Origin of the sequence: Saccharothrix saharensis (genome assembly GCF_006716745.1) — a bacterium.
GTDB lineage: Bacteria > Actinomycetota > Actinomycetes > Mycobacteriales > Pseudonocardiaceae > Actinosynnema > Actinosynnema saharense.
The window spans coordinates 8,592,320-8,615,893 of record NZ_VFPP01000001.1; the positions used below are offsets into that span (position 1 = coordinate 8,592,320).

Consider the following 23,574-nt stretch of genomic DNA (forward strand, 5'->3'; position numbering starts at 1 on the left):
CGCACCGGCCGGGCGAGTACCGGCCGACCCGGGGGAGTCGACCGTCCGGCGCTGCCCGTGCGGGAACCCGTCCGACACGGATGACCGGCGGCCCGACCACCCGGGGCACCGAGGACGTGGCGACCCGCCACCACCATGATCATCTGCCAGGTGGTCGTGCTCGTTCGGCCTGACGCGTGACGGTCCGCGGCCATTCGGTGGAAATCTGCCGCCGGGGCGTAGCGGCGGGCGCGGATGCCGCGATGTCGGCTTCGGGGGCGGGGTCGCTGCTTCCCGCTCGGTGCCCAGGAGGGCGGATGGTCGGGTTGTCCGGTGTGGTGACGGTCGTAGGGGTGCCCGGCGGACGAACAACCGGCGGAACCGCTCGACCCGGCACACCCGGTCGGCCCGCATTCCACCGCGGCGCCTGACCTCGTCGATCAGACGCCGATCGTCCCGCACGTCGACGTTCTCTATTCGCATCCGAATTATTTCGTTCCGGCGATTCGCCATGGGGGCCGCTGTGCGTCGTGACCAGTCCTTGCCGACCTACGAGCAGCTCTTCGGAGCGCTCGACTTCCGCGCGGTCGACGAGGGGCGGTCGGTCTACTCGCCCGCGGCCTACCTGGCCGACCTGCTCGCGCTCATCGACGACAACTTCGACGGCGAGCCGCTGACCGGCGCGGATCGGCGGCCGGACCTCGTCGGGATCCCGTTGGACGGCGAACACGCCTACACCGAGTTACCGTACCTCGATGTCGTGAACCGGGTGCTGGCCGCGGTCCTCGGCCCGGACGCGCATCGGGAACTGAAGCGACTGCGATTCCCGTTCGCGCTTCCCTTCGACCTGGACCGGGAAAAGGTGCGCCGCTACCTGCACCACTTCCGGGTCGGCCCGGTCGAGCTGTACGAGTTGTTCGCGCACCAGCCGGACCGGGATGTGGTCGCACGCGAGTTCCTGGGGCTCTCCGCGTCCGACGTCTCGCTGGTCACCACGGTCGTCACCGACCCGGACGACCTGCTGGAGAACTTCTACGGCGTCGACGGGTCCTTCGCCGACCTCCAGGACGTCCTGACCTTCGTCCGCGCGACGCGGCTCACCGCCGTCGAGCTCGACGCGCTGGTCCACCTGGGTCCCGGCGCGTTCGTCCACCAAGGCGGGCCGTGCGCGACCCTCGACGTCGCGGGCCGGAAGCTGGTCTGGGGCGACGGCTCCTCGCCCGTGCCGCCGGAGTGGTTCGAGCGGGTCGGCAGGTTCGTGCGGTTGGCCCGCCGGACCGGCCTGTCGCTCCCCGAGACCGACGTGGTGCTGCGCCGCTGCTGCGACAACCGGATCGACCTGGCCGCACTGCGCGCGCTGGCCGTCGTCGTCCACCTGCGCCGCGCCCTGGACCTGCCGGTCGACGTCGTCACCAGCCTGGCGAACGTGATCGACGACGACCTGTTCGAGCGCGTGTTCAACGAGCCGTTCGCGGCCGAGCGCACGGTGATCGCCGGGCCCGCGACGCCACTGCCGGACGGGGTGCGGGTGCTCCGGGTCTCCGGCGACGTCCTGGCGCCGCGCAACAAGGACTACCGCGTCCGCGTGAGCCGGGCGGTCGGGCTGTCGGAGGCCGACCTGGCCACCGTCGTCCTGCGGGTGCGGGAGCGGAACCCGGGCACCGGGGCGTCGTCGGGTCCGTTCGACCACGACGACGTCGGGCTGGACGAGTTGTCCCTGCTGCACCGGGTCGGGCTGCTGACCCGGGCGCTCGACCTCACCGCCACCGAGCTGTTCGACGTCTTGGACGCGGTGGGCAACGATCCGTCGAGCACGCACATCGGCGCTTTCGGCGGGCTGCTGGACGTCGGACCGCGGACGTCGGACCCGTACCGGATGCTCCAGGCCGCGGACGTCGGCTCCGGCCTGTGCCTGGCGCAAATGCTGCTCGGCACCGTGCGGTGGATGCAGGCGCTCGGCATGGACGGCGCGGAACTCGCCGCCGTCCTGGCCGGGACCGCGCCGGGCGAGGTCGACGCGGAGTGGGACGCGGTCCGCGACCGGCTGCACGAGAAACTGGACGAGGTCGCGCTGACGCCCGAGCTGTTCGTGACCGAGCGGTTCGGGGCGCGGGCCGCCCAGGTCCTGCACGACGTGCTCACCCAGTCCGACGGTGTCGTCGCGCGTGATCCCCGCGTGCTGCGGCTCGACCCCGCCCTGGTCGAGGCCGCCGCGTACGACGCCGTGACCGACCTGTCGGCCATCACCGAGGAGGACTTCCGCGGGCTCGGGCTCGCCGCCGGGCTGGCCGGCAAGATCTTCACCAACCTCGTGCTCACCGGTGTGCTCGACTCGTCGGGTGTGCTGGTGGCCGACGGGTTTCCCGCGACGGCCGCCCGGTTGGACACCGCGGCCGACTTCTCCGCCGTCCGGGGACGGCTGTTCGCCCTCATCGCGGGGTGCTGCGAGACCGACCCGGCCGCGTTCTACCCGTCGGACCTCGCGACGCTGGGCGGCCTGACCGAGGCGCGGCGGGCGGAGCTGTACGACAACCTGGTGGTGCTGGGTCACCTGGACCCGTCCGGCACCGTCCTGACGCCGGAGTTCTTCCGGGCGCCGGAGAACGTCACGGCCTTCGCCGTCACCGTGCCGCTCGACGCCGTCACGCCGCAGGTGTTCGACCTGCTGCACGAGCTGGTCGAGCGGGCGCGGACCGAGCCGGTCGAGTTCGACCCGGAGATCTTCGCCGACATCGCGCTCACCGAGCGGCAACGCGGCGACGTGCTGGAGAGCCTGCGGTTCAACGGCTACCTGGACGCCGAGGACCACTACGTCGACCCGGCCGGACTGGCCCGCTTGTCCCTCGACGAGTTCGGCCTCGCCGTGACGTTCCACCCGCACCGCGCGGCCGTGCTGCGCGCCGTCCAGGGCCAGCTCGCCGCGGCACGCGCCGCGGTGCTCACCGTCGACGCGGAGCGGTTCGGCGAGATCGCCGACCACGCCGCCGCCCGTGCCGCGGCCGAGGCGCTGGCCGGCACGTACCTGGAGGAGAACCGGGTTCCGGGCGAGCTGCGGGCCTTCTTCGCCGATCCGGGCAACGTCGTGTCCCTCGCCGGATCACCTTGGGAGCGCCTGTTCTCCGACGGCGACCTGGCGACGATCACCAGCCGGATCGCCACCACCCTGACCGAGCAGCGGCCCTACCGGTTCGACCTCGACGCCCTCGGCGAACTGGGCTTCGACGCCGACGAGACCGACCGGCTCGTCGCCATCCTGGTCGCCCGCGGCGACCTGCGGGACGACCTGTCGGTGCCCGCGGACCGGCTCGCCTGGTTCGCCACGCCGTCCAACGCCCTCGGCTTCGCGTTGCCCGACCTGGAGGACTACGCCGCCGACATCTTCTACCTGCTGCACACCGCGGCACGGGAGCTGGCGTCCGGGGTCGCGGAGGTCACCACGGCGCTCGCCGCCCGCGCCGACCTCCAGCGCGACGCCCTGCTCGAGGTCCTGACCGACGCGACCGGGCTGCCCGCCGCCGCGGTCGAAGCCGTGTGCGCGGGGGTCTGCGGCAGCCTGGCCGACTGCTTCGACACCCTCCTCACGCCGGGGTCGGCCGCCCGCCGGGCCTACGACCGGACCCGTCGGTTCGCGCTGCTGGTGACCCGCCTGGGCCTGGACGCGCCCGCGGTCGCCGTGGCCTTCCACGACCAGGACCTGGCGCGCAAGTTCCCCGAGCCGCTCGTGCTGCCGGCCGGCGTCGACCGCATCGACGCCCTGCTCGACTCCGCCGACGGCAACCGCTACCTGTTCCACGACACCGCGTGCTGGACCTACCCCGGAGGCTCCGACGTCCCGGCCGGGGCGTCCCGGCCGCTGGCCGAGCTGTCGCCCCGGTTCGCCGGGCTCACCGGCGTGGACGCCGCGTTCACCGACGCGGGCGGCACGGAGTGGATCATCGGGCACGACGCCGCCGGGTCGCACGCCTTCACCCGCGCGCCCGGCGCCGGGCACTGGGACCGCGGCACGCAGGTCTGGGGCACGGTCCGCAACACCCTCGGCGAGGAGCCGGCCGGGATCGACTGCGCGTTCGTGGACTCCGAAGGCAGGACGTACCTGTTCCGCGGCGACCAGTACGTGCGCTACTCCGGGACCGACCACACCTACGTGGACGAGGGCTACCCCCGCGCGATCGGCGACTGGTGGGAGGGGGAGGGGCGGCACACGCCGCTGCCGGAGCGGTTCCGGTCCTCGGTGGACGCGGCGTTCCAGGACCGCGACGGCACGACCCACCTGTTCGCCGCCGACCGCTGCGTCGCCGTCGGCGACGTCCTGGGCGAACGCCCGACCGCCGAGGTGTGGGGCCGGGTGCGCAACGCCCTGGCCGACACCGGTCGGATCGATGCCGCCTACGCCGAGGCGTCGTCGGTCGTTCTGTTCTCGGGCGACCAGGTCGTGCGCTACTCCGACTGCGTCGAGAACGACGGCGTCGGCGTGGACGAGGGCTTCCCCCGTCGCGTCGAGTCCCACCTGCCCGGCGTGCCGGTCGGGTTCGACGGCGCGCTGGACGCGGCCTTCGCCGACCCGTCGGGCGTGGTCCACCTGTTCAAGGACGGCCGCACGGTCGCGGTGGAGCCCGGCAAGGGAGGTGTGGCGACGCCGACGGCGCAGCGCTGGGGCGTGCTGGGCCCGGTCCTGGCCGGCGGCGTGGTCGACTCCGCGTTCGTGGGCCTGGACGGGATGACCTACCTGTTCAGCGGCGAGAAGTACCTCCGCTACTCCGGTGCCGACTACTCGGTGGTCGACCCGGGGCACCCGCGCGCCATCGCACCCGACTGGGGCGGGCTGCGACGCGTCGGGGCGTCCTTCGTGCTCGACGGCGCGACCCACCTGTTCGGCGCGGGCGGGCTGCTGTTCGGCCTGCCGCCCGAGCACGAGCCGGACCTGGCCGCGGGCGTCGTGTCCCGGGCGCTGCGCGACGTGCTCCAGGAGCACGGGATCACCGTCGCCGCCGACACGCGCGTCACCGGGACCGCGCCGGAGTGGCGCCTGTCGGCGGAGCGGGGGGTCGGGCTCGTCCTGCGGCGCGGCACCGGCAGGATCGAGGTGCACGCCGACCCCCGGCACGACGTCCAGTACCACGTCCGCTACTCGACCCGCGCCTACGCGGTCCCCGACGCCGGCTACCCGCGGCCGCTGGCCGAGAACTGGTGGAACCTCCCCGACGACGGGTTCGGGGCCGTGGACGCGGTGTTCACCGGCCAGGACGACCGGACCTACCTCTTCTCCGGCGACCGGTACGTCGTGTTCGACAACAAGCGCCGCTGGTGGTCCGAGCCGAGGCCGCTGGACGACCGGTGGGACAGCCTGCCGTTCGACCGCGTGGACGCCGCCTTCGTCGGCAAGGACGGCCGGACCTACGTCTTCTCGGGCACCCACTACGTCCGCTACACCGGCGACGACTACACCGGGCTCGACGACCGGTACCCGGCGCCGAACACGGCGTTCTGGGGCAACGTCGCCAACGGCATCGCCCGGCACGGCCGCGTGGACGCCACGCTGGTGCTCGACTCGGCCACGTACCTGTTCAGCGGCAACCAGTACGTGCGCTACGACGGTGCGGACCTCTCGACCGTCGCCGACGGCTACCCCCGGTCGCTCGACGCGCTGCGGCACGAGCCGAGGTTCGCGGCCCTGCCCGCACCGCTGACCGGCCGGGTCGAGGCGGCGTTCGCCGACCGGCGCACCGCCTACCTGGTCGTGGACGGCCGCTGCCACGCCGTGTCGGACGCCCTCTACCGCCGTTACGCCGACTTCGGCGACGTGCGGTGCGCGTTCATCGAGGACGGGGCGGTCCTGGTCGAAGGGGCCGACGGCTGGCACCGCCACAGCGCCCTGGAGGGCGCGACCGTCACCAGGACGCCCGTGCGGCCCCGGGTCCTGCGCACGGTCCCGGCCGCGTTCCGCACCGGCCTGGACGCCGTGCTGCGCGGCGCGGACGGCAACACCTACCTGTTCAAGGGCGCTTCGTGCTTCGACGTCCGGTTGAACCGCGAGTACCCGCTCGCCGAGGACTGGGGACGCGGCCGCAACACCATCGCGCAGGACAACCGGGTCGACGCCGCGTTCGTCGGACGGGACGGGTGCACCTACGTCTTCAGCGGCGACCAGTTCGTCGTCTACCGGGACTCCCGGGTGGTCGACGCCGACATCGTGGGCGAGCCGCGGCCGATCGCCGACCACTGGGGCGGCCTGACCAGCGTGACGCTGGCCTACGTGCGGGGCGCCCTGACCTACGTGTTCGAGCGGCCGGACGCCGAGGGCAACCAGCGCTACCTCGTGTTCTCCGGCGCCGACTACGCCCGGCCCGACGAGGGCTACCCGCTCAGCGCCGACACGACGTTCTGGGACATCCCCGCCGACCTGCGGCCCGACGGCTTCACCGCGCCCGACGCGGTGCTGTTCGAGGGCGAGAACATGCTCGTGCTGACCGGGGACGAGTACCTGGCGCGGCACGAGGTCACGGGCTCGTGGTCGCCGGCGCGGCCGGTGAGCCGGCTGTGGCCGGGCGTCGAGCACGGCTGGCCGGGCGTCCCGACCGCCGCGTTCACGGTGCCGACCTCCGCCGGACCGGCCCCCTCCGGGCAGGACGCCGCCACCTACCTGTTCTTCCCCGGCTCGTTCACCCGCGTGGCCGCGGGCACGGTCGCGCCCTACCGGCCGATCCGGGACGCCTGGGGCAAGTCGCGCAACAACTTCCTGGCCGACGGCGGCCGGGTGGACGCCGCGTTCGTGGACGCCGGCGGCACGACGTTCCTGTTCTCCGGCGACCAGTACGTCCGCTACACCGGCACGGCCTACCGCCACGCCGACCCCGGCTACCCCAAGCCGATCGCCGACCACCTCCGCGAGGAGGACGCGTTCGCCAACCTGCCCGACGCGTTCGAGGACGCGGTGGCGGCGCGGGTCGAGGCGGGCGCCGGGTCCGTGGTCGACGCCGTCGTCGCCAACCGGCGCACCGCGTACGTGTTCGTCGGCGGCGACTGCCACGTCGTCTCGCGCAGCCTGACCGCGACCTACGACCTCGCCGAGCTGGGGCTCGGCCGGGTCCGCAACACGATCGCCGAGCGGGGCCGGGTCGACGCCGCGCTGGTGGACGGCGACCGCACGTTCCTGTTCAGCGGCGACCAGTACGTCCGGTACTCCGGCGGCGACTCGTCCTACGTGGACGAGGGCTACCCGCGCGCGATCGAGACCTCGCTGCCGGAGGAGCTCGGCGTGCGGACCCTGCCCGAGCAACTGCGTGACGGCGTGGACGCGGCGTTCCGCGGCGCCGACGGCGGTGTCCACCTGTTCGCCGGCCCGCACTGGGTCGACGTGCGGCGGTCGGACGCCCGGCCGATCGCCGGCGCCTGGGGCCGGGTGCGCAACGCGTTCGCCGACAACCCCGGCGTGGACGCGGCCTTCGTCGCGCGCGGTGGTGAGCTGTACGTGTTCCGGGACGGGCAGTACGCCCGCTACAGCGGCGAGGACCGCAGGTTCGTGGACAGCGGGTTCCCCCGCACGATCCGCGACGACTGGGGCGACCTGCCCGACGTGTTCGAGGAGCGCGTGGACGTCGCGTTCGTCCTGGGCGGGCGGACCTACCTCGGGCGGGGTGACTGGTACGCCCGCTACTCCGGTGACGACTACCGGCGGGTCGACGGCACCCGCCCGGAGCGGTTCCGGCAGCGGTGGGCGGCCGTGGCGGACTACCGCATGGACGACATCCGCGCGATCTCCCGGTTCGCCGACCTCGCCCGCACCCACGACGGGCTGGCCGAGTTCCTCGCGACCGGCCCGGGAACGCAGCCGGACCCCTACGCGCGCCTCGCCGGGATCACCGGCTGGGACGTGGAGGACCTGCGCTGGCTCGTGCGCCGCCGTGCCGTGCTCACCGGCACGCCCGAGGACGACCGGGTCGAGCTGGAACTGCTGCTCAAGCTGAACGACGTGGTCGCCGTCGCCGACGCGCTGGGCGCGGGTGCGGCCACCGTCCACGACGTCTGGTCCGGGCTGCACGGCCGGGACCCCTCCGACGCCGCCACGGCCACCCTGCTCCACGACCTGTTGGCGCGTCGGCACGACCCGCGTGACTGGGCCGTGCTCTCCCGCCAGGTCCACGACGAGCTCAACGTGGCCGAACGCGACGCGCTGGTGCCCGCCGTGCTGGCCAGGACCGGCGCGGCCACCTCCCGGGAACTGTTCGAGCAACTGCTCATCGACGTCGACATGGGCAGCCGGGGCACGACCTCACCGATCCGCGAGGCCATCGCGGCCACCCAGCTGTTCCTGCACCGCTACTTCCTGGACCTGGAGGAGGTCACGCCGGCGGGCGGGCAGGACCGGGAGGTGCGCGACCGGCTGCGCACCTGGTGGACCTGGATGCGCAACTACCGGGTCTGGGAGGCCAACCGGAAGGTCTTCCTCTACCCGGAGAACTACCTGCGCCCGGAACTGCGGGACCACAAGACGCCGGCGTTCGAGGCGTTGGAGGGCGACCTGTTGCAGGGCGACATCACGCCCGCGTCGGTGGAGCGCGCCTACAAGCGCTACCTCGACGAGTACACCGAGGTGTCCCGCCTGGCCATCGCGGGCGGCCACGTCTACACCGCGGGCGACCAGGACACCCGCGACCTGGTCCTGTTCGGCCGCACCCGGACCGAGCCCCGACGCTACTACTACCGGCGTGCCCGGTTCCGCAGCGCCGACAAGCTCACCGGCTCGTGGGAGCCGTGGCACAAGGTGGACGTCCAGATCGACGCCGACGAGGTGCACCCGGTGCACGCGTTCAACCGGGTGTTCGTGTTCTGGACCACGGTGGAGGCCGTCGCGCCGGCCACGCCCTCGACCACCACGCTGTCCACCCGCGACCAGGGAGACCGCCAACAGGTCACCGCGCCGCCCGCCACCGAGCAGGTCAGGATCCACTACTCCTTCCACAACCTGACCGGGGACTGGGTCCCGGCCCAGGTGTTGGCGATGGACACCCGCGCCGACGGCACGATCTACGACGTCCGGCTGACCGTCGAGGTGGCGGGCAGCCACTCCGGCGACCCCGAGTCGATCGTCGTGGGCTGCACCTACTCGGTGATCACCACGACACCCGGCGAGGGTGACGCCCCGCCCACCCTGACCAGGTCGACGCACGGCCGGACGTCCGCGCTGACCCCGGAACTGGTCGAGGTGGCGCCGCCGGCGCGCGCGCTCGGCGCGGGCACGGCCGCCGACGGCGTGCTCACCGGCGTGGTCGCGGCCACCGACCCGCTGAGCGAGGTCCTCGCACCGGCCGAGATCGACGCGGTGGCGGCCGCGGACCCGGCGAACAGGCCGCGCGTGGTCCGGTTCACCAGCCCGAGCAGGTCCGAGTACGGCCCGTGGTTCAGCATCGACCACAAGGGCGGCAGCTTCCTGTGCCGCCCGGCCGTGGTGGCGCCGGCCGACCCCGTCGCGCCGCTCCCGCTGAGCGCCCTGGGCCTGACCGGGTGGACCAGGGTCGACGCCGCGGTCGAACTGCCCGGCGGCACCCGGTACTTCTTCGACAACGCGGAGCACCGCTACCTCGCCGTCACCAAGGGCGACCGGGGCGACGGTGGGACCACCGCGGACCGCTGGGGACGTCGGACCACCGACCTGACCCGCACCGGCGTGGTGGACGCCGTCCTGCGCCGCCGCGACCGCGACGGCGAGCACACCTACGTGTTCTCGGGCGGGCAGTACTTCCGCTACAACGGCGTGTTCGGCACCCTCGACCCCGGCTACCCCCGGGACATCGCGACCAACACCGAGGGCTTCCCGCGCTGGGGGCGCATCGACGCGGCGTTCACCGACCTCAACGACGTCGAGTGGTTCTACTCCGCGGCCGGCGCGGGCCGGATCGAGCGCGCCGGCGCCATCGGGAGCCCGGCGACCGCCCTGTTCCACCCGCTGTCCGGGCTCACCCGGTTCGACGCCGCCATCGTCGACACCGACCGCCGGCTCACCTACCTGTTCGTCGGCGACCAGTACGTCCGGTACTCCGGCAACCACTACCACGCGCCCGACGAGAACCACCCGCGCAAGATCGCGGAGAGCGACGACACCTTCCCGAAGTGGCCGAAGATCGGCGCGGCGCTGCGGGTGGGTGACACGTCCTGGTACTTCGACGACTCCACCCGGCTGTGCGCCCAGGTGGAGGTCGAGGCGCCGGGGGAGGGCCGCCCGCCCCGCAAGCCCAAGATCACCGAGACGACGTGGCCGAGCCGGGACCTGGGCCGCGGCGCGACCACCGGCGGACTGGCCACGGTGGACTCCGCGCACGTCGAGGGCGGTTTCCTGTACCTGACCAGCGGGACGCGGGTCGTCCGCTACACCCTGCCCGACAAGGGCCCGGTCCCCGACGTCATCGACGAGGGCTACCCGAAGGACCTGCCCCGGCCGATCACCGCGGTGTTCCGGCGTGGCGCACGCCGTTACGCGTTCAGCGGCGACTCGTACGCCCGCCTGTCGTCCGGTCTGACCGGCCTCACCGGGTTCGCCCCGATCGAGGGCAACTGGGGTGACCTGCCCGAGGAGTTCGGCGAGGTCACCGGCCTGCTGGACAGCGCGTCCGACCAGCGCCTCTACCTGTTCCTGGACGGCGAGGCCCTCGCCTACCCGACCACGATCGCCGTGCCGCGGCCGTTCGAGCGGGCCGCGCTGCCCATCGAGGTCGTCCGGCTGACCACGAGCACGGCCGCGCAGCTCAACCAGCGGCTGCTGGCCGGCGGCGTGGCCGCCCTGCTCGCACCGGAGAGCCAGGAGCTGGACGAGCTCCCGGCGTTCCGGACCGACCGGTCCGACCGCAACACCATCCAGGTGCGCGACGACCGCGTGGTGGCCAACCGGCTGCCCGCCGGCGCGCACCTGGACTTCCAGAGCGCCAACGGGATCTACTACTGGGAGATCTTCTTCCACGCGCCCGTCCTCATCGCGCAGGCGCTCAACGACGCGCAGCGGTTCGCCGACGCGCGCCAGTGGTACGAGCACGTCTTCGACCCCACCGAACCCGACCGGTACTGGCGGTTCCTGCCGTTCCTCGCGGTGGACCTCGCCGCGCTGGCCGACCGGTCGCGGCGCGACATGGCCGAGCTGACCGCCAGGCTCACCGCCGCCGGGTTCGACGAGCCGGCCGGGCTCGCCGCCGAACTGGCCCGAGTCCTGGCCGACCTGGAGCGGTTGACCCCCGCGTTCCGGGAGAACCGCGCGCTGGACGACGACGAGCTCGCGGTCCTCGCCCGGGTGTCGTCACCGCGGCTGCACACGCTGCTCGCGGACGCCGCGACCGCCGCGCGAGCCCGCATCACGCCCCGCATCCGCGAGCCGAAGCGCAGCCTGTGGCGCGGCGTCGTGGAGGCCGTCGAACAGTTGCAGGAACGCACCGCGCTGGTCGCGGACCTCCAGCGGTTCTACGACCTCGTGGGCGACCGCGACAGCCTCGTGGACGCCTACCGCGAGGACCCGTTCGACCCCCACGCCATCGCCGACCTGCGTCCCGTGGCCTACCGCCGGGCCGTGGTGATGGCCTACCTCGACAACCTGCTCGACTGGGGCGACATGCTGTTCCGGCAGCACACGGGGGAGAGCATCGACGAGGCCCGGATGCTCTACACCTTCGCCTGGGACCTGCTGGGGTTGCGGCCCGAGCTGCCCGGGAAGCTGCCGCTCACCCCGTCGCGGACCTACCGGGAACTGGACGACGAGCCGGGCGAGCTCGACCTGCTGGCCGAGCTGACCGGCGGCGGACGCCTGCTGGAAGGACCGGGCAGCGTCCACGCCGGGGTGGCCGACCGCTACTTCCGGATCCCGGACAACAGCGTGTTCACGGCCTACTGGGACCGGGTCGAGGACCGGCTGCGCAAGATCAGGCAGTCGCTGAACATCCTGGGCATCAGCCAACCCGTGCCCCTGTTCGAGCCGCCGATCGACCCGATGGACCTGGTCCGCAGCGTGGCGGCCGGCGTCGGGCTGGACCAGGCCGTCGCCGCGAACGCCGCGGTGGCCGTGCCGCACTACCGGTTCGAAGCCACCTTCCGCCGGGCCCAGGAGATGGCCGACCGGCTCCGCCAGTTCGGCGCGGACCTGCTGGCGGTGCTGGAGCGGCGCGACTCCGAGGAGCTCAGCCGGCTGCAGAACCGGCAGGAGGGCGACATCCTGGAGATGACCCGGGCGATCAAGGACGCGCAGGTCGAGGCCGCCGACGCGACGCTGGCCGAGCTGCGGGCCGGCCGTGACGCGGCCAACCAGCGGATCGCCCACTACCAGCGGCTGATCACGTCCGGGCTCACCCCGCTGGAACAGGCCCAGATCGGGATCATGGGCACGGCCGCCGCCCTGCACCTGACCTCGGGCGTGCTCAAGGTCGCCGCGGGCATCGCCCACGCCGCACCGCAGGCGACGATCGGGCCGTTCAGCGTCGGCACCACGTGGGGCGGGCACCACCTCGGGAACGTGCTGGACAAGGCAGCCGAGATCCCGCAGGTGCTGGGCGAGGGGTTCTCGGTCACCGGCGAGCTGCTCGGCGTGCGCGCCGAGCAGGAACGCACCCGCCAGGAGTGGGAGTTCCAGCTGGCCACCGCCACCGGCGACCTGGCGCAGATCGAGCACCAGGTGGTCGCGGCCGAGCAGCAGGTGGCGATCGCACGGCGTGAGGCGGAAATCCTGGCCCGGGACATCGGCCACAACCAGGCCGTCGCCGCGCTGCTGAAGGACAAGTTCAGCAACGCCGAGCTCTACGGCTGGCTGGCGGCCCGGTTGTCCGGCCTGTACTTCCAGGCGTACTCGATCGCCTACGACACCGCGCGGGCCGCCGAGCGGGCGCTGCGGTTCGAACGCGGCCTCGACGACGCCGAGGCCACGTTCATCCGCCCGCTGTACTGGGACAGCCGCCGCGCCGGTCTCCTGGCCGGCGACAGCCTCGGGCTGGACCTGGACCGGCTGGGCCAGGCGCACGCCGACACCGGCGCCCGCGGCCTGGAGATCACCAAGCAGGTGTCGCTGCTCGAACTGGACCCGGCCGCGGCGCTGAGGCTGGCCGCGACCGGGTCGTGCGAGTTCACGTTCCCCGAAGAGCTGTTCGACCGCGATTTCCCCGGCCACTTCCGGCGGCAGGTCCGCACCCTGGCCGTCACGTTCGTGGACGGCGGCGGTGCGGCGGCGCAGCCCAACGCCACGCTGACGCAGGTGAGCCACAAGACGGTGCTGGCGCCCGACCCGAAGGCGGTGCGGCACCTGCTCGACCCCAGGGAGCCGGCGCCCGCCACCCTGCGCGGCGACTGGCGGGCCGGCCAGCAGATCGCGCTGTCCCAACCGGGGGAGGAGCAGGAGAACAACGGGCTGTTCGAGCTGCGCTACGACGACTCCCGCTACCTGCCGTTCGAGGGCACGGGCGCGGTGTCCACGTGGCGGCTGGAGCTGACCGGCCGCCGTCCGGCGGCGCTGAGGGACGTCGTGCTGACCCTGCGGTACACGGCCGCGCAGGGCGGCGAGGTGTTCGCGAACGCGGTGAAGGGGATGCTCAAGCCCTACCCGGCGGCCCGCTACTTCGACGTCGCGGCCGAGTTCCCGGACGAGTGGCAGGAGTTCCTCGACGGCGACGGGACCGAGCTGAGGCTCCCGTTCCGCCCGGACATGCTGCCCGGCCTCACCGGCCGCCGGATCACCGGCATCCACCCGCACTTCCAGACGACCGGCGGGACCGCGCCGCGGCTGGTGCTCAACGGCGACCGCTCGATGGCGCTCACCGAGGGCAGGCTGCTGCCGACCCCGGACCTGCGCGTCGACGGCAACGGCTGGACCTTCGTGCTCGACGGCGACAAAGAGAGCCTGACCGGGCTCGGCCTGGTGCTGGCCTACCAGGCCGCAGTGGTCTGACGGGAGAGGACCGACAGCGATGGAACCCGCGAAGAAGACCAGGACCACCACGACCACGCGCAAGCGGGGCACGGCCAAGAAGACGCCCGACAAGGGCAAGCGATCGGTCGACGTCGGGCTGGCGAAGCGCAAGCGCAAGGAGAAGGACGTCGCGCCGGTGAACGTCAGCGACGACCTCCGGATCGCCCGGGAGTCCTGGACGGGCGACGACCGCGACCGCTGGGCGGAGGAGAGCGGGAAGGCGGACAGGCGCATGCTCAAGGCGCTGCAGGGCGAGGGCGGCAAGGGCGAAGCCGAGGAGGAGCCGTCCCCGTTCAAGCCGATGCCCCTCGCCGTCCCGGTGTCGGTCGACCCGGAGCAGCGCGGGACGCAGCGCATGGTGGCCAGTGCGACCGACCTGATGGACATCAAGGCACTCCAGGAGATGCGGCCCGACGTCTACGGCAAGCTCACCGTCAACCAGGTCTGGGCGCTGGTCGCGGCCGAGCGCAAGGGCGAGCTCCAGCACGAGAAGGACCTGCGCGCGTCGGAGGCCCGGCTGCAGAAGCTCAACGCGGAGTTCAAGACGACCTACGAACCCGAGGACCTCCCCGCCATCCTCAAGGCGTTGCGGGCGCGCCGGCTGGCGTCCAACTTCTTCTTCTCCGTGCCGCCGGGCCGGAACATCGGCGTGGACAAGGGCGGGGACACGCTGCTCGACCTCCTCATGGCCGACGACGAGGGGCGGTTCCGCAACGTCTGGGAGACCGGCACGTCCCAGGCGTCGGTCGACCCCGGCCCGCGCGGTGGCGCGGAAGAGCGGTTCGGGTACGCGGCCGCGTTGAAGCGCACGGCCGGAACCCCGCTCAGCCTCTTCGGCGGCCAGTTCGCCACCGAACCGACCCCGGCACCCTTCGACGACGCCGACACGTCCCCGCAAGCGGTGGAGCGGCGCAGGCTGCAGAAGGAGTACCCCAACTACGTCCAGCCCCGCGAGATGCCCAAGTACGCCGCCGCGGTCGGGCCGTCACAGGTGTACGGGGTCTCCGGCCGGTACGGCTCCTCGGTCATCTACTGGAAGCAGGACATCGACTGGCGCACCACCCGGTCCCCGGGCGACAGCTGGAGCAACGACATGCTCCAGTCCGGGATGGCGTTCGTCAGCGCGAACTACCCGGAATCGATCTTCGCCCACACCGACCCGTACATCGCCCGGGTCGCGGCGGCCGAGGCCACGGGCTTCAAACGCGATCCGGTGCTGGGCGCGAAGGTCGAGGAGCAGGGCGGCCTGGACGTGTACAACTACATCGAAGCCCAGATCCACGGCGACCTGTCCTGGCACGACGTCGACGTGATCGTGCTGAACCACGGCAAGTACGGCGGCATCTCGGGCACCATCGAGGTCACCCTCGCCGATGCCAAGAAGGATGCCGCGAAGCTGATGCGGTTCGCCGAGGAGAACGGCTACGGGTTCACCGTCGAGATCGGCCGGAAATTCCACGGGTGACCCGCGCGGGCCGCGCGACGCGGGAGGACTCCCTGAGCCGATCGGGGAGGTGGCCGCGTCGGCGAGGCCGGCGGTGGACCGGGTTCCCGACCCTCAGTCCTCCGGTCCACCGACCGCGGCGGTGAGGTGGTGGTCGAGGGCGCGGGCGAGGTTCGCGGCCTGGTCGGCGTCGTACCAGGCCCGAGGTGTGGCCAGGTGCAGGCCGAGGGTGTGGTCGACGCGGGTGACGAAGACGGCCGGGACGGGGCCCGGTGCCGGGGCGTAGCCGAAGGTCCCGGACAGCCGGGTGCCCGGCGGGAGCGTGGAGCGGAAGCGGTGGGTGGCCATGTTGGTGACCATCGCGGTGTACGGGATGGGGGTGGGTGCGTGCAGCAGGTAGCGCAAGGCCACGGCTTGGCGTTCGGCGTGGTCGGCGTCGCGGGCCGTGGCGAACTGGTGGTCGATGAGGCGACCGAGGGTGGCCGGTGTGTCGTCGGTGCCGACGGTGGTGTTGACGGGGATGAACGAGGTGGCGGTGGTGAGGCGGTGGTTCGGGATGGGCGGGGTCATGCGGGGGCGCAGGCCGACGGTGACGCCCAGGGACAGGCGGCGTGACCGGTGCGCAGGGGTGAGCCGGGTGTGAATGGCGAGGAGGACGATCCCGCACAGCATCGCGGTCGTCGTGGTGCGGTGCTGTCGGGCGGCGCGGTAGAGCCGGTGGGCCTGCGTCGTGGTCAGTTCGGTGGTGTGCAGGTGGGCGCCGTGCCGCGGTGACGGGCCGGGTCGACGGCTGGGCAGGTGGGCGGTCCGGTGGGTGACGATGTCGACGGCTTGGCGGGCGAGCCAGGCGGCGACCTCGAGCGGTGGGTGGCGTCGGGCGAGCAGGTCGTCGGTGGCCGGGTGCACTGCCGGTTCGGACGGTGGTGTCGGCTCGTGGTCTCCGGTGACGAGCGCGGTGTAGGTCTGCCACAGCAGGGAGGTCACCGACAGGGCGGCGACGCCGTCGCTGATGGCGTGGTGGAGCGCCAGGACCCACTGGTGGGTGCCGTCGGGCCGACGGGCGAGGGTGGCGCGCAGCAGCGGGTCGCCGGGGGCGAAGGGCCCGTCGAACGGTTCGGAACCGCTGGTGTGCCGCAGCCGTGGCGGTGGTCGGTCCGGCGCCGGGGTCAGTCGGTGCCGGTGTCCGTCGCGGGTGATGCGGTAGGTGAGCAGGGGGTACCGGTCGCACAGTCGCTGCACGGCGCGTGCCAGGGCGTCGGTGTCGAGGGGGCCGTGGATGGTGGCGCCGAGCACGATGGGCGTGCCGGTGCGCGCCACGAATTCCTCCACGGCGGACAACGGGCGGCTGGGCTGCATCAGCGGCGCCTTCCACGGCGGTCAGGCCAGGTCGGTGTCCCACCACCAGGCGATGGAGGGGATCGGTGGCGGCGAGGTGTCGGCGGGTGGGGTGCGGGTGGTGGAGGCGCGGGTGGTGACCGCGCCGGGGTGGCGGCCGTCGGGGTTGCGGTAGCGGTCGGCGCGCAGGCCCCAGTCGAGGTTTCCGGGTATGAGATTGGTCAGGTGGCCGAGGTAGGCGCGCAGCGGCGCGCTCGCGCGGGGCATCACCTGGTCGCGCAACCGGGCGAAGCGGTGGGTGAGCCGGTCGCACAGGTCCACTGACCTGGTGATGGCCTCCCGCGTGGTGAGGTGGTGTTCTCGGCGCAGGATCTCCACGAGGCCGAGTCCCGGCGGTGGGGTGTTCTCGGTGCGGGCGATCCAGAGTTCTTTGCCGTAGGAGAAGAGGTCGTCGTCGAAGGCGGCGGTGGTGAAGGCGAGCTCGGTCAGCGCGCGTACGGCGGGTGCGGTCAGGTCCCGCTCGGGGATCTCCTCGCCGGTGATGATCTCGGCCCAGGACAGGGTCGCGGCGCCCGCGGCGGTGTGCTGGCGCAGGTGGGCGTAGTCGTTCAGCGCCGGGGTGGTGCCCGCGACGCGGTGACCGGTCTCCCACAGCACGGCCAGGAACCAGGCGCGGTGCGCGTCGACGCAACGCCGTCGTTGGGTCGTGGTCGCCCACCGCCCGGCTCGCCGGGAGAGGTCCCGCACGGGTGCCAGGAGCGCGGCGCCCGCGCCGCCCAGCGGGGTGTCGGGGAACTCGAGGACCCGCGGGATCTTGGTGGCCAGGTCGGTGACCAGGCCCAGCCGCTCAGCGGGCGGCCCTTCGTCGCAGTAGACGTCGTCGAAGTGGAACATGATCGTGCACCAGTCCACCGCCAGTTGCAGGCGACCGGCATCCGCGTCGGGCATGATCCGGCCGTAGAAGCCGGGGCAGTCGTTGCCGCGCATGCGGTCCAGCTGTTGTGGCGACGGCGTCAGGTCGAAGCCGGTGATCCAGTCGGCGGTCCGCCGTGCCAACACCGCTTCCCGGGGGTGCCGGACCGGTGGGAACGGGCAGTAGCGCGGCGGCAGCTCGACCACCACGGTCTCATCGGGCCACACGTCCGGAGCCCTCATGGTCACCTCCTCGACCGTTCGAGCAGCGGTCGTCGTGGACGCAGGGCGACACGTGTCACCGCCGGGAGCGTCGCGCGGGCGCCACCGGCCGACCACCACCGCGCCGTTCGAGCGTCCCGCGGCACGTGCGGCTCACCCCGCCGCACCGGTCGGCGAACACGGCGCACGAGCAGCGTCACCGGGTGGAGGCGCATCACCTCCAGCACCGCCCGCCGGGTGACCTCCGGCCGCCCTGCACCGCCGTCAACCGGTGCACCGGGTCCGGCCGGTTCACCACGTGGATCGGCCGGACCCCGATCTCGATGCGCACGACGTCCCCCGCCGCGCCCACCACTCGTCAACACGGGCTGCCTCCTCCCGCACCGCGACCCGGCGGGTCGGGGATGTGCCCGAACCCGAACCGGAGGCCATCATCGATCCGGTCGGCGGGACGCCGCAGGTCACGACCACACGTTCAGCCCGGCGACATCCGGGTGACCACCCGGGTCCCAGCGTGACCGGGTCCCGCACGCCGACGTGCCGAGCACTCTGGACGGGACGTGGAACGAAGCCGGTTCCCTCCCGCTTTCATCGGCGGGAAAGGACGGTGAAACCGACATCGGGACCCTGGTCACGTCACCAAGAGGGTGACCCAGCGGAGTGTTCCGGGAGGAAGCAGTGAACGGGATCCTGAAGAAGGCCGTCGTGGGCGCGTCCATGCTGGCGGGCATCGGCATCGGCCTCGCCGCTCCGGCAGGGGCGTCGTTCTCCGAGTGCGACGCCAGTCGCGTGTGCATGTGGGGCAACAACGACTACAACTGGCTCATCGGCGAGCGTGCGAGCGGCGGCGGGCTCGTGAACCTGACCGGCGACGGGAACAACCAGATGGACAGCTGGGGCAACCGCACCACGAGGAACGCCGCGGGCTACGGCAGCACCGGCGGTGGCGGCGACTGCCAGACCTTCCAGGCGGGCGAGCGCGACGACAACGTGGCGAGCTGGAACAGCGACGAGGTGACGTCGTGGAAGACCAACGGTGGGTGCTGACCACGCGCTGCTGGATGTCCAAGGGCTGAGCCGGGCGTTCGACTCGCCCGCCGGCACCGTGCGGGCGGTGGAGGACGTCTCCTTCACCGCCCGCGCGGGGCAGCTCGTGTGCGTCCACGGCGCGAGCGGGTCCGGCAAGTCGACCCTGGTCAACCTGCTGTCGGGACTGCTCGTGCCCGATGCCGGACAGATCCTGGTCGACTCGGTGTCGATCGGGGGCGCGACGGATGCCGAACGCTCACGACTGCGCCTGGACACGATCGGAGTGGTGTTCCAGGACGTGCGGCTGATCGAGGAGTTCACCGTGCTGGAGAACGTCGCACTCCCTCTGGAAGCCAAGCGCGTCCGCCACGGCGAAGCGTTCCGCCGGGCGGCCTCGGCCCTGGACGGAGTGGGGTTGAGCGGCGTGCTCGACCGGTTTCCCGGCACGTTGTCCGGCGGGCAGTGCCAGCGGGTGGGAATCGCGCGGGCCCTGGTCGGTGGGCAACGGTTGCTGCTCGCCGACGAACCGACGGGCGCACTCGACCCGACGACGTCGCGCGAGGTGTTCGAGCTGTTCCGCGCGCTGTGTGGCGATGGAGTGCTCGTCGTCGTGTGCTCGCACGACCCGCAGGCCCTGGAGTTCGCGGACGTGGCCATGGAGATGTCCGGCGGCCGACTGCGGATCGGGGTGGCGGGATGAAGTGGGCACCGCGGTTCCTCCGCGACCGCACCGCGCTGCGGGCGTCGGCGGTCGTGTTCGTGGTCGCCGCGTTCCTGGTGGCCGTCCACGTCGTCCTGCAGGCGTTCAGCCTGTCCGGAGAGCAGGTCGCCGAGCGGGATCTCGGCGAGTTCGACGCGGCAGTCGGTCTGGGAGCTGTCGCCGCGGTGCGGCCCGGTGACGGCGCTCTGGCGGAGGACGTCCGCGACGCCGTGCGTGCGGCGGGCACACCGGACGCGGCGGTGTCGGTGGTGTCGGTGGACGTCCAGTTGGCCGTGCCGGATCCACCGCGCACACCGTTCGTGGAGGCCGACTGGGTGTCCGGTTTCTTCACCGGCCGCTATGCGTTGACGGCCGGTCGGTGGCCGACCGCGCCGGGGGAGATCGCGGTGACCGGGACCGGCACGATCGACGTCGGGCTCGGCGAGGCGCTGCCGGTGCTGGCCGACAAGGCGAGCTTCACCGTGGTCGGTGTGGCCGAGGACCGGTACGAGCCGGGACCGGGTTTGCTGGCGGCGCCGGGTACCTGGGCCGCCTTGGACCCGGCGTTGGCGGAGTCGTTCCCCTCGTTGAGCGCATCGGTCACCGCGTATTGGAGCGGTGGCGACGACGCCGACGTGCTCCGTCGTCTCACCGCGGTGCCGGCCCGGTACGAGGTGGACCCCTCCGAGGCGATCGCGTCGTCGCTGCGGACGCGCGGGAGCCTGACGAGCGCCGAGCGGGAGTCATGGGTGGACCGGACGCCCGCCGCGTACAGCGTGCCCGCGGTGGTGTTGCCGTTGGCGGCGGTCCTGCTCCTCTTCGGCTTGTGCGACCGGAGGTTCCGGCGCAACGCCGACGTGCTGACGTCCCTGGGGATCCGGCCGGCGCGGGCCGCGGTGAACGTGGCGACACCGGCCGTCGTGTGGGCGTTCAGCGCGGTGATCGCCGGTGTCCTCGCAGGTGTCGCTCTGGGGCTGGTGGGCCGTGCGGTGGTCGACGGGCTCGTGCACCCGCCGCTGTCGCCGATGCCGTCGCCTGCCGAGCCCGCGCTTCACCTGGTGGCCGTGACCACCGTCGGTTCGGCGGTGGGCCTGGCGCTGCTGTGGTGGAGGACCGCCGGGTCGGCGATCCGCAACACCGGCCAGGCGCGCAAGGCCGCGGTGGTCCTCCTGGGACTGGTCGCCGCCGTCCAGGCGTGGTGGGTGGACTCGCTCGTCGGTGTGATGGTGTTCGCCGGCACGATCACCGTGTGCGTCTCGCTGCTCACCCCGGAACTGGTCGCGCGCGTCGTGCGTGCGGTACCCGGCGACGACCCGCGCACGCGCTTGGCCCGCGCCCGGCTGCTGCGTGACCGCCACGTGCCGGCGACCGTCGCGATCTTGGCCGCTGTGGTCGGGAACCTGGTGGGCTTCGCGATCCTCGTCGACTCGATCACCACCGGCGAGCAGAGCCGGTCGAGCGCGGACGTCGCACCGGGCCAGGTCGTGCTCAACGGACGCGGCGGCTACCTCCAGCCGCCTTCGCCGGCGGTCGTGGACGTCGCGCGGAGCTCCGTGCCCGAGCACGAGCCCGTGTCGTTGCGCTACCTGGGCGCGGACGACGAGAGCGTGACCTTCCAGCGCGACGACTGGGGTTTCGTGCTGGCCCTGGACACACCGGACCAGGTCGCCTCGCTGATCGGACGTCCGCTGCGGGCACCCGAACGGGACAGCCTCGTCGCGGGCGGCCTCGTGCTGTGGGAGGAGGGTGACGACCGCGTGCTCGTCAGGAGCGTGCGGGGCCGGGTCGTCGCCACCACCTCCCCGCTGCCCGCGGCCGTCGCCGATTTCCCGGCGGTGGCCTGGAAGGACGGCACCCGGGGAGTCGTGCTCTCGTCCACGGCCCGCGACCTGCGACTGCCGCTCGCCGACGGGGCGGTGTTCTACAGCGGCGTGTCCGACGAGGCCGCACGGGCCATCCGCGAGGCTGTGCTCCGCGCGGGCCTGGACCCCAAGGAGGTCCTCGTCCACGAGGAACCGGCACGCGTGGTCACCCCCATCGCCGTCCGAGCCTCGGTCGTCGCCTTGGGTCTGCTGACGCTGGTGACGACGCTCGTCGTCTCCTGGGGGCGGGCCGGTACCCTCCGCGGTCACGCCCGCCTGCTGCGCGCACTCGGCATCCCGGTGGCCTGGACCCGCCGGGTGCTCCTGCTGGAACAGGCGTCCGTGACGTTCCTCAGCTCGGCCCTGGCCGCGCTGATCACCGTGCCCCCGCTGCTCGTCGCTGTGGTGCGCCTGCCGGGGTTCGTGCCGGCAGTGCCGTGGCCCTGGGTGGCGGTGATCCTGACGACCTTCGTCGCCTCCACCGCCATCACGACCGCGTTGTGCGCCACCCGACTTCGGTCGCTCTAGGACAGGGCGACCCCGCCCGGTCGGACGGTTCCGGCATCCGAGGCGACCTGGCGCCGCCGGATCATCGGCGACGGCAGGCACACCGATCGGCCATGTGCGGTCACCGCAGCTACGGGGCGGCGAGATCGCCTCGACCCGGGAGGCCGAAGGACTCCCGGGTCGACGACCGCGGCGAGCAGACTGCGATGGTCGCGCCGGAACAGCGACTGCCGACTGCCGGTGCGCCCGCCAGGACGTCCACGCGGCGGACCCCAGGGCGATCTCCGCCCGAACCGGGGCGGAGTCACGGTCACCGACCGCGCGGCGGCGTCGCGAAGACCAGCCCCTGGCTCTTCGGCGACGAGAAGCCGTACGAGTCTTTGGTGGTGACCTTGACGCGGTGCTGGGTGTCGGGGCTCAGCCCGGTGAGCGTCGCCTGCTTGTCGGTCACGAAGGCGACCTTCACGCCGTCCAGGAACACGTCGTAGCCGATCGTGGGGAACCACCACGAGGTCGAGTACCAGCTCAGCGAGACGCTGGTCGGCGTCACGGCCGTCACCTGCAGCTGCGACGGCCGCACCGGGTGCTCGATGATGCTCGACTCGGACTTGACCACGGTCAGCAGGTCCTGGGGGCCGGAGTGCCGGCAGGTGACGGTGGTGGCGGCACCCGCAGGCGTCCCGTCCGCGCGCTCCGGCCGCAGGGACAGCGTGAGGTCGCCCAGGCGGATCGCGTAGTCCCCGGCCGGGTAGAGCCACAGCTGTGGGAACCCGCCGGCGGCCTTCACCAGTCCGCCGGACGAGGTGAGCAGGGTCGGCGCGAAGCTCAGCGCGGCCGCGGTCGCCGTGGTCCCGGCGGGGCCGACGACGGTCGCCGCCAGCGACGCGGTGCTGTCCCCGTCGATCCGGACGCCGGCCGGCGCGCGACCGAGGGCGAACGTCACGTCCACGTCGATGTACGCGGGTTCGAGGTAGGGGACGTTCCCGCCGGCCATCCCCTCGTCGGGCACAACGGCCGTGACGTCGGCGTGCACCACGACGCCGGGCCCGCAGGTGTAGTCGAGCCCCAGCCCGACCGTTCCCGCGGACGCCGTCCCGACCGCGACGCCGCCGGATAACATTGCGGCGACCGCGGCCCCGATGACAAATCTTCTCCCCAGCACGATTACCCCTTCGCCTTCGTTGGTGGCACGGTCACCCGACCGGGTCCCTCCGCAGGGACCCCCGGTAGGTGCCCTTGCTGATCGAGACGGTGGTGCCGTCCGCCGCGACGACGGCACGGCGCATCGCCTTGCGCATGTGCTGCTCCCCATCGAGTCGCATGGCGTCGGCGGCGTGTGTCCCGATCTTGCCACCAGGCGGTTTTCCGCTCAACCGCCGAACGAACGCGTCAGCCGCGCTCCGGGGCCGGCCGCAGCTCCTGCCTGAACGGGCCCTTCCCGTCGCTGTACACCGATTGCCGGGCAGGGGCGTGGCCGCCGACCGAGGGCGCGCTCGAGATGGGTTCGCACCGTCGGCCCCGCCCGGGCCGGGTGTTGATCGACTCCGGTGCACGATGCGTATCTCCGACTCGTGGCCCCTGAGCGATCCCGCGTCGACCCACCACTGCGCGTGACGGTCAGTGCCGAGGACGGTGACGAGCGTGATGTCCGCCAGAG

Annotated in this window: 8 protein-coding genes; 5 read left to right on the plus strand and 3 right to left on the minus strand. The window is 72.8% G+C overall.

Annotated elements, in window-relative coordinates; all coding sequences use genetic code 11:
• Positions 1-490: 490 nt before the first annotated feature.
• Both FHX81_RS38910 and FHX81_RS38915 read left to right on the plus strand, forming a co-directional pair.
• The gene (locus FHX81_RS38910) at positions 491-13,885 is read left to right on the plus strand and encodes a hemopexin repeat-containing protein (RefSeq protein ID WP_141983431.1); all 13,395 of its coding nucleotides are present in this window, start codon (positions 491-493) and stop codon (positions 13,883-13,885) included.
• Between the two features lie 19 nt (positions 13,886-13,904).
• Complete coding sequence (locus FHX81_RS38915; RefSeq protein ID WP_141983432.1) at positions 13,905-15,371, plus strand: hypothetical protein; 1,467 nt, start codon at positions 13,905-13,907, stop codon at positions 15,369-15,371.
• 93 nt (positions 15,372-15,464) lie between these two features.
• On the opposite strand, the gene FHX81_RS38920 is transcribed toward FHX81_RS38915, so the two are convergent.
• Positions 15,465-16,706 carry a phthiocerol/phthiodiolone dimycocerosyl transferase family protein gene (locus FHX81_RS38920; protein WP_141983433.1) on the minus strand — a complete coding sequence of 414 codons (1,242 nt, stop codon included), beginning with the start codon at positions 16,704-16,706 and terminating at the stop codon, positions 15,465-15,467.
• 21 nt (positions 16,707-16,727) lie between these two features.
• Complete coding sequence (locus FHX81_RS38925) at positions 16,728-17,840, minus strand: cattleyene synthase (protein WP_141983434.1); 1,113 nt, start codon at positions 17,838-17,840, stop codon at positions 16,728-16,730.
• A gap of 657 nt (positions 17,841-18,497) precedes the next feature.
• On the opposite strand from FHX81_RS38925, the gene FHX81_RS38930 reads away from it, so the two are divergent.
• The 3 genes from FHX81_RS38930 to FHX81_RS38940 are packed head-to-tail and all read left to right on the plus strand — an operon-like array spanning position 18,498 to position 21,938.
• Positions 18,498-18,866 (plus strand): peptidase inhibitor family I36 protein, encoded by a 369-nt coding sequence (locus FHX81_RS38930; protein ID WP_141983435.1) that lies wholly within the window; start codon positions 18,498-18,500, stop codon positions 18,864-18,866.
• Entirely contained in the window at positions 18,856-19,548 is a 693-nt protein-coding gene (locus FHX81_RS38935; protein ID WP_211363701.1) for an ABC transporter ATP-binding protein, read from the plus strand. The genes FHX81_RS38930 and FHX81_RS38935 overlap by 11 nt, the downstream gene beginning before the upstream one ends.
• Positions 19,545-21,938: a hypothetical protein gene (locus FHX81_RS38940; protein ID WP_141983436.1), complete on the plus strand. Its 2,394-nt coding sequence runs from the start codon at positions 19,545-19,547 to the stop codon at positions 21,936-21,938. Before FHX81_RS38935 ends, FHX81_RS38940 begins: the two co-directional genes overlap by 4 nt.
• A gap of 289 nt (positions 21,939-22,227) precedes the next feature.
• Here the strand turns inward: FHX81_RS38940 and FHX81_RS38945 are convergent, their stop codons facing one another.
• Positions 22,228-23,037 (minus strand): fibronectin type III domain-containing protein, encoded by an 810-nt coding sequence (locus FHX81_RS38945; RefSeq protein ID WP_141983437.1) that lies wholly within the window; start codon positions 23,035-23,037, stop codon positions 22,228-22,230.
• Between the last annotated feature and the right edge of the window lie 537 nt (positions 23,038-23,574).